General features: G+C 76.1%; 8 protein-coding genes and 1 pseudogene. 3 read left to right on the top strand and 6 right to left on the bottom strand.

Annotated elements, in window-relative coordinates; all coding sequences use genetic code 11:
- Positions 1 to 1,829: DUF6596 domain-containing protein (locus AB0D08_RS39340; RefSeq protein WP_359895140.1), on the top strand; the 1,829-nt coding region annotated here is incomplete at its 5' end.
- A gap of 125 nt (positions 1,830 to 1,954) precedes the next feature.
- On the opposite strand, the gene AB0D08_RS39335 is transcribed toward AB0D08_RS39340, so the two are convergent.
- On the bottom strand, positions 1,955 to 2,797 hold the full coding sequence (locus AB0D08_RS39335; RefSeq protein WP_359895138.1) for a LysR family transcriptional regulator substrate-binding protein: 843 nt from the start codon (positions 2,795 to 2,797) through the stop codon (positions 1,955 to 1,957).
- Positions 2,798 to 2,855: 58 nt separating this feature from the next.
- Here AB0D08_RS39335 and AB0D08_RS39330 point away from each other — a divergent pair, with 58 nt between their 5' ends.
- Positions 2,856 to 3,260, top strand: coding sequence for a DUF5997 family protein (locus AB0D08_RS39330; protein ID WP_033820494.1), 405 nt, complete (start codon positions 2,856 to 2,858; stop codon positions 3,258 to 3,260).
- A gap of 79 nt (positions 3,261 to 3,339) precedes the next feature.
- Here the strand turns inward: AB0D08_RS39330 and AB0D08_RS39325 are convergent, their stop codons facing one another.
- On the bottom strand, positions 3,340 to 4,065 hold the full coding sequence (locus AB0D08_RS39325) for a hypothetical protein (RefSeq protein ID WP_359895136.1): 726 nt from the start codon (positions 4,063 to 4,065) through the stop codon (positions 3,340 to 3,342).
- A complete protein-coding gene (locus tag AB0D08_RS39320) occupies positions 4,062 to 4,688 on the bottom strand; it encodes a sigma factor-like helix-turn-helix DNA-binding protein (protein ID WP_051812420.1) in 627 nt (208 codons plus the stop codon). The genes AB0D08_RS39325 and AB0D08_RS39320 overlap by 4 nt, the downstream gene beginning before the upstream one ends.
- Positions 4,689 to 5,010: 322 nt before the next feature.
- On the opposite strand from AB0D08_RS39320, the gene AB0D08_RS39315 reads away from it, so the two are divergent.
- Entirely contained in the window at positions 5,011 to 5,823 is an 813-nt protein-coding gene (locus tag AB0D08_RS39315) for an SAM-dependent methyltransferase (protein ID WP_033820493.1), read from the top strand.
- 22 nt (positions 5,824 to 5,845) lie between these two features.
- Here the strand turns inward: AB0D08_RS39315 and AB0D08_RS39310 are convergent, their stop codons facing one another.
- The 3 genes and pseudogenes from AB0D08_RS39310 to AB0D08_RS39300 form a co-directional block, all read right to left on the bottom strand.
- Complete coding sequence (locus AB0D08_RS39310) at positions 5,846 to 7,033, bottom strand: PP2C family protein-serine/threonine phosphatase (RefSeq protein ID WP_063794360.1); 1,188 nt, start codon at positions 7,031 to 7,033, stop codon at positions 5,846 to 5,848.
- A 77-nt stretch (positions 7,034 to 7,110) separates the two neighbouring features.
- The gene (locus AB0D08_RS39305) at positions 7,111 to 7,626 is read right to left on the bottom strand and encodes a pyridoxamine 5'-phosphate oxidase family protein (protein ID WP_359895133.1); all 516 of its coding nucleotides are present in this window, start codon (positions 7,624 to 7,626) and stop codon (positions 7,111 to 7,113) included.
- Between the two features lie 204 nt (positions 7,627 to 7,830).
- Positions 7,831 to 7,919, bottom strand: a pseudogene (locus tag AB0D08_RS39300) (transglycosylase family protein); the annotation flags it as partial.

Here is a 7,919-nt window from a genome sequence, read left to right as displayed (position 1 = left end):
GGCCGTGCGGCACAGTATGCGCGCGCGGCCGACGCACCGACAGCCTCCCGACCGGGGTGGAGATCTCCGAGCGGCTCGGGCACCGGCAGCGGCAGCTCGCCCACGACGCGGCCCGCGAGGAGCCGGAGCCGGACGGGGCGCAGGAGCAGGAGCCGGACCAGGACGACGTCCTGCGGCTGATCCTGATCTCCTGCCACCCGGTGCTCCCGACCGAGCAGCGGGTCGCGCTGACGCTGCGGCTGCTCGGCGGGCTGACGGCCGACGAGATCGCCCGCGCGTTCCTGGTCAGGACACCGGTGGTGGCCGGGCGGATCGCGGCGGCGAAGCGGACGCTGGCGGAGCGGCGGGTGCCGTTCGACCTGCCGAGCGGCCCGGCGCTGGCCGAACGCCTCTCGTCCGTCCTGGAGGTCGTCTACCTGGTCTTCAACGAGGGCTACGCGGCGACCTCGGGTGACGACCTGATCCGCCCCGATCTCTGCCGGGAGGCGCTGCGGCTCGGCCGGCTGCTGGCCCTGCTGGCCCCGGACGAGGCCGAGGTGCACGGGCTGGTCGCGCTGATGGAGATCCAGGCGTCCCGCTCGGCCGCCCGGACCGGCCCCTCGGGGGAGCCGGTCCAGCTGCACGAGCAGAACCGGGGCCGCTGGGACCAGCTGCTGATCCGGCGGGGCTTCACCGCCATGCTCCGGGCCCGGCAGGCCGGCGGCCCCCCGGGGCCGTACCTGCTGCAGGCGGCCATCGCGGTCTGCCACGCGCAGGCCCGCAGCGCACAGGACACCGACTGGGCGCAGATCGCCGCGCTGTACGGGGCGTTGGAGCGGCTGCTGCCGACGCCGGTGGTCCGGCTGAACCGGGCCGTCGCGGTCGCGATGGCGGACGGGCCGCAGGCCGGTCTGGCGCTGGTCGACGCGGTGCGCGGCGATCCCGCGCTGCGCGACTACCACCTGCTGCCGAGCGTGCGGGGCGACCTGCTGGCCCGCTCGGGACGGGACGCGGAGGCCCGGGACGAGTTCCACCGGGCGGCGGGCCTGACCGGGAACGCCGCCGAGCGGGCGTTCCTGCTGCGCCGCGCGGACGCGCTGACCCCGGCCGGGGAGCCGGCGGGCCCGACCCTCGGGGCGGCCGTCGAGGGTTTCCTGGCGCGCGGCGACCTCGGCCCGGCCACCGTCCGCTCCTACCGCCAGACCCTGGGCCGGCTCGGCTCGGCGCTGGGTGACCGGCTGCCGGTGGAGGCGCTGACCGCCGCGCGGGTGACGGAGGCGTTCGAGTCCCTGTGGCGCGGCACCGCGGCCAGGACCTGGAACCGCCACCGGGCCGCCGTGCGGTCCTTCGCCGTCTGGGCCGCGCTGGGCGACCTGGCGGCCGGGCTCGACCGGCGGCCCGAACCACGCTCCGCCGTGCGCCCGCTCGGCCCGGAGGCGCTCGCGGCTATCTGGGCGCTGCCGGGCGTCGCACCGCGCGAACTGACCCTGTGGCGGCTGCTCGACGAGTCCGGCGCGGGCGTCCGCGCGGTCCTGGACCTGGACGTGCAGGACCTGGACCTGGCCGCGCGCCGGGCCGGCCGCGACGGCATCGGCTGGCGGGCCGGGACGGCGCTGCTGCTGCCCCCGCTGCTGGCCGGCCGGACCCGCGGCCCGCTCTTCCTGGCCGACCGGCGCCCCGGGCCGGGCCGCCGGCCGGCCGAGGCCGACCTGTGCCCGGAGACCGGCCGGGGACGGCTGTCGTACGAGCGGGCCGAGTACCTGTTCAAACAGGCCACGCGGCCGCTCGACCCGGCCGGCCGGGGCTACACCCTGGGCCGGCTCAGGCCGCGTCCCGGCTCCCGCTGCTGACCGCCACAGGCCCGGGCCCTGACGCCCGCCACCGCGGGCCACCGGGCCTCGGGCGCGCCGGAGAGCACACCGGGCTCCGTACCGCCGGTCCGAGATGACGGTCCGTCAGCGCCGGGCGGCGGCCGCTACCGGCCGCGCCGTGGCTTGCCCCGCTTGGCCCCGCCGGAGCCGCCCTGCGCGCCCTTTCCCGACGGCCGGCCGCCCACCGCCTTGCGTGCGCCCTTCGCCGTTCCCTTCGCCGCCGGCTTGGCACCGGACCGGCCGCCGGCCTTCCCGCCGGACGCGCCCGCGGCGGGCTTGCGCCCCGCGGCGCCCGCCTCCGCGCGCCCGCCCTTCGGCTGCGCCGGGGTCGCGGCGATCCCGCGCGAACTGTTCACGGTCCGTCCCCGGACGATCCCGATGAACTCCTCCACCAGGTCGCCGGTCTCCTCGGCCTGCGGCCAGGCCAGCGCGACCCGCGACTCGGGGGCTCCGGTGACCGGCCGGTAGGTGAGGTCGCGGCGGTGGTGCAGCCGGGCGAGCGACTGCGGCACGATCAGCACGCCGATGCCAGCCGCCACCAGCTCGACGGCGTCCGCCGTGGTGGCGGGCCGCTCGAACGCGGGCCGGCCCGGCAGGCTCCCCCACTCCAGGGTGTCGTCGAGCGGGTGCAGCACGATCTCGTCGGCCAGGTCCTCGAGCGCGACCTCGTCGACGGCCGTCACCACGTGGTCCTTGGGGACGATCACCACCGTGGTCTCGGTGTAGAGCGGGATCGCGTTGAGCTCCGCCTTGTCCACCGGCAGCCGCAGCAGTCCGGCGTCGGCGTCACCGCCGCGCAGCGCACCGGCCGCCTCGGCCGCGCCCACCGCCGTCAGGGTCAGCGGGACATCGGGCAGCCGCTCGCCCCAGACCCGGACCCACTTGGTGGGAGTCACCCCCGGGACGTAGGCGAGCCGAAACGAGGAGGGTGCTTCCGAGCCAGTCACCCGCCCAGATTACCGGCCGTGGTCGGAGGTGGCGCACACGGTCGATACTCTTGACCCCATGAAGTCGCACCAGACCGCCCAGACGATGAAGCCCGCGACCGCGGCGAAGAAGCTGGGTGTGTACCTCGAGGCCACCCCCGCCGAGTTCCAGGAGGGTGTGGTCTCGCGCAACGAGCTGAACGCGCTCCAGGCCGATCCGCCCGAGTGGCTGGTGGAGCTGCGCCGCAACGGCCCGCACCCCCGTCCGGTGGTGGCGGCCAAGCTCGGCGTGTCCATCGCCGGCCTCGCCCGTGGCGGGGTCACCGAGGCGCTCACCACCGAGCAGATCGAGGAGCTGAAGAAGGACGGCCCGGAGTGGCTGCAGCGTGAGCGCGCCACCCAGGCCGACGTCCGCAAGGAGACGGTCCGGATCAAGGAGAAGAACGCGGCGCGGCGCGACCAGCCCCGCAAGCCGCACGCCTGACCGCCGGCCCACCCGGACGCCCGGCCACTTCGGTGGCCGGGCGTTCCGTCGTCACCGGCGGCGGCCGCAGGAGCCGCCGTCAGGTGATCCGGGTGACCGCCAGTTCACCGGCCAGGGTCCGGGACGGCCGGGGGATCTCGCCGAAGTCCTCGTCGTCGCTGTCGACGGCCAGGTGGTTGACCACCGCCTCCAGCGTGGCGGGCAGCCGCGGGTCGAGCCCTTCGTGGCAGCGCGAGAGGATGTCCCGGCGTACGTCCTCCGGCAGCAGCGGCCGGGTCAGCCGCACCCGCCGGCTCGGCACCCGGACGGGCGGGGCGGCGAGCGCCTCGGCCTGTGCCCGCCAGTAGCCCGCGTCCCGGGTCTCGCCGAGGGTCAGGTGGTAGAGGTGCAGGCAGTACGCGGCGGTGTCGTTGCCGGAGCCGGCCGCGAACTGCCACCAGAACTGGGCGGCCTCCTCGCGGCCCGTGATGAACAGCAGACAGGCGAAGACCACCGCCCCCTGCGGGTGGACCTCCTCGCCGCCGGCCAGCAGCTCGAGCGCGCGGGCGGCCTCGGGCGCGTTGAGCACGAGCGCCGCCGCCAGGGCCAGCTCGTGGGCGGCCTGCTCGTGCTCGGACGGGAGCCGGGCCGGGGCCGCGGCGAGTCGGCCGGCCCCCAGGGCGGGCTGCCCGGACGCACCCCCGGACACCCGCACCGCGCCACCGGCGCCCGCTCCGCCGCCCGCGCCGTCCGTACCGCCGGCGGCGTCCGAGCCGTGGGCGCGCAGCCAGGACCGCAGCTCCGGCCCGTCCTTCCTGGTGGTCACTGGCCCGCCCCCAGTTCGGCGAGCCCGGGCCGGCCGAGCGTGTGGACGAGGCGGCGGCGGGCGTGCCGCAGGCTCGAGCGCAGGGTGGCGAGCGGGGTGCCCAGGTAGGCGGCGATGCTCTCGTCGTCGAGGTCCAGGCAGTACTTGAGGATCACCACGTCGTGCTGGCGCTCGGGGAGGTCGAGGATGGCGCCGAGCAGGCCGAGCTGCTCCGGCACGGTCTCCAGGCCGAGCCCGTCCCGGGCCCGGAAGTGGCGGACCGCGGTGTCGAAGGCGGCCGTCCTGACCAGGCCGGGGCGGGTCTGCCCGGCTGCCGCGAGCCAGCCGGCGATGTGCTCCTTCAGCAGCCGCCAGGCGTACGCCGCGGGGATCTCCTGCCGCAGTCCGATCGCCCAGTTGCGGGCGAGGTGGTCCTTCATCGCGGCCACCACCAGGGCGGCGTCCCGGCCGCTGCCGACCTGGGTGCGGGCGAAACCGGTCCACGCGGCCTCGTGGGTGGCGCAGAACGCGTCGAAGGTCAGGCGCAGCCGTGCGCCCTCCGGCGCCGTGCCGCTGGTGTCGCCCACCATCCGCCCTCCCCGGTCGCGGCCGGCCGCCGGTCGCGCGTCCCTGTCGATGGTCATCCCTGTCCTTCCGGACGAGCGGGCCCGGCCCGCGGCGGCCGTCGGCGCGAGGTCCCGACCTCGGGGTCTGCGGCCCGGCGGCGGGCTGCCTACCGGCGCGGGAACGGGACCGGTGGAGCGACTACCGACGGTACCAGTACGACTACAGGAATTGCTGTCGGGTGGTCAGATGTCTTTGCTTTCAGGCTATTTGTCGCATCGATGGTATCCCGTCGCGGCACCGCCACCGGTCCGGGCGGATTGGCGGGGGCCTGCCAGGGGCATGATGCCGGGCGCCGTGATGGCGTAGCGTGACCGGTCGGGCGAGCTGAGGGGGCAACAGATGGCGGCGGACGACGCCGAGGTGAGGCTGGAGCTGCACCGGGCGCACTCGGCCCGGATGTACGACTACTACCTGGGCGGGACGACCAACTTCGCCGCCGACCGGGAGGCGGCCGGCCAGGTGATGGCGGTCTTCCCGTGGGCGGAGACGGCGGCCCGGGTGAACCGCTCGTTCATGCACCGTTCGACGCGGCTGCTGGCCCTGGCCGGGATCCGGCAGTTCCTGGACATCGGCACCGGTATCCCGACCCGGCCCAATCTGCACGAGATCGCCCAGCAGACCGCGCCGGAGTGCCGGATCGTCTACACCGACAACGACCCGATCGTGCTGGCGCACGCGCAGGCCCTGCTGCTCTCCACCCCGCAGGGGCGCACGGCGTACGTGGAGGCGGATGTCACGGACCCGGCCGCGGTGCTGGCCTCGGCGCAGCTGCGGGCGACGCTGGACCTGGCGCGGCCGGTCGCGCTGAGTCTCAACGCGCTGCTGCACTTCGTCCCCGACAGCCGGGGCGCGAAGGACATCGTCGAGTACTTCAAGTCCGAACTCCCGTCGGGCAGCGCCCTGGTGATAACGCACGGCAGCCCGGACTTCGCGCCGGAGCAGGCCGAGCGGATCACCCAGGTCTACGCGGCCGCCGGTACCGCGGTGCAGATGCGCACCAGGGACGAGATCGCCCGTTTCCTGGACGGCTGGGAGCTGCTGGAGCCGGGCCTGGTCGCCACCCACCGCTGGCGTCCCGAGGGCGGGCGGCCGGATCCGGCGGTCACCGACTCGCACGCCTCGGCGTACGCGGCCGTGGCCTTCAAACCCTGACGCCGCCCGGGCGCGCCCGGTCTCAGGCCTCCCGCTCCCGGGCCTCGCGGCGGCGGCGCTCCGGCCCGGCGAGCGGCTCGGGCGCCAGCGCGAGCACCGCCCGGTCGTCGCCGTCCGGGCCGTGGGCGCCGGCCGACCAGCGGTCGGCGTCGGCCCGGACGAAGGCCGCCACCACCTGCGGCTCCGGGGCGTGCCGGCCGGCGAACCGCCAGGCCAGCCGGTCCAGCAGCGGGTAGAACACCCCGTCGGCGTTCCGGGCCTCGCTCACCCCGTCCGTGTAGACCACCAGGACCTCGCCGGGCCGCACCGGGTGGACGGTCACCTCGCCGGCCCCCGGGGCCAGTTCGCCCAGGGCGAGCGGCAGCGCGGGCGAGGTGGCCAGCCGGCGCGCGCCGTACGGTCCGACCACGACGGGGGCGGGGTGCCCGCGGTCGACGATCCGCACCTCGCCGCCGCCGGTCGGGAACTCCAGCAGCAGGGCGGTGACGAACAGTTCGGCGTCGGCCGCCGCCCGGGCGGAGTTGCGGGCGATGCTCAGTTCGAGCCGTTCGGCCAGCCGGCTCAGGTCCCTCCACTCGTGCGCCGACACCCGGAAGCTGCCCAGCACCGCGGAGACGGTCTGCACCGCGTCCAGCCCCTTGCCCCGGACGTCACCGACGATCACCCGCACGCCGAACGGGGTCTCGCACAGGTCGTAGAGGTCGCCGCCGACCAGTGTGCCGCCCTCGCCCGCCTCGTAGAACCCGGCGGCCCGCAGGCGGCCGAGCCGCTCCGGGATCGGGCGCAGCAGGGTCAGTTGGACCGCCTCGGCGACCGAGCGGGCGCGGACCAGGTGTTCCTGGGCGCGGATGCGCTGGCGGGCGAGGGCCACGCTGGCGACGCCGATCAGTACGGTCGTCAGGTAGAGGGCCACGTGGTGCTGCTCGGCGAAGTGGCCGGGGCGCCGCGAGGCCATCCACATCTCGAGCAGCACGCACAGCGCGGCGGCCAGGGCGGTGCGGCGCGGGCTGCGGGTGGCGGCCGCCAGCGGCGGTACCGCGATGAGCAGGAAGCTCACCGGCTCGCGGCTGTACAGGGTCAGTTCCAGCACCACGTCCAGCAGGACCAGCAGGACGGGTGCCCACCAGACCCAGGAGTGGCGGTCGGGGCTCGCCGGCCACCTCGGCGGTCGCCGGATCCACCCGGCTCCCCCGTCCCGGGATTGCGACATGGGCCCCACTGTAGGCACGGCACCGCCGGGTCGCCGGGACGGCCGGCGCTCCCCGGCGCGCCGTCCGCGGTCGGTGCTCAGGGGCGGGGGAAGCGCCAGCGGGTCTGGCTGTACCCGCCCTTGCCGAAGCCGAACACCGTGGCCGGTTCGACCCGGAAGACCGGGTCCGCTCCCCCGGCGCCGTGGAAGAACCCGTCGCCGACCTCGAAGTGCCACTCGCTGCCGTACTTGGCCTCGTACGCCGCGGCGACCGCCCGCAGGGCGGTGTCGTCGGTGAGCCGGACGGCGTCGCCCTCGACCACCAGGTCCAGGCCCTCGTGCAGGAGGTTGGTGCCGGTGGTGAGGACGCAGTGCGGGTTGTCGGCGAGGTTGCCGGCCTTGCGCTCGTGGGCGCCGGTGCAGAAGTGCAGCGCTCCGGCCACCCAGACGGCGATCAGCGGCGTGACGTGCGGGCGGCCGTCCGGGCGGACGGTGGAGAGCCAGTACAGTTCGGCCGCGGCGAGCCTGGCTCGGGCCTGCCGCCAGGGTGTGGGGGTCGCGCCCTCGTCGCTGTACCGGGCGTCGAGTTCGGCCTCCGGCTCCCGCTCCGCCATCTGCACCCCTTGTCCACGTGCCGTTCGCGGGCGACGCCCGGCGGGCCTTCGGATCGGCCCCATTCTCCCCGGTGGCCGCCGTCCCGGCCGGGAGGCCGCGTCCCGTGTCGCGCGCGGCCCGCGCCCGGACGCGCGAAGGCCCCGCGCACCCCTCGGTGGGGGTGGGCGGGGCCTTGGTGCGCGGGGCGTGCCTCGGTGTTACTTGGTGAGGCCGGCCTTGACGGAGCAGACCGGCCAGGCGCCGGGGCCCTGGGAGGCGAGGACCTTCTCGGCGACGTTGATCTGCTGGGCCT

The organism is Kitasatospora sp. NPDC048540 (assembly GCF_040651175.1).
Lineage (GTDB): Bacteria > Actinomycetota > Actinomycetes > Streptomycetales > Streptomycetaceae > Kitasatospora.
The sequence above is the reverse complement of the archived record's forward strand: the minus strand, read 5'-3'. Positions and strand labels throughout refer to the sequence as shown.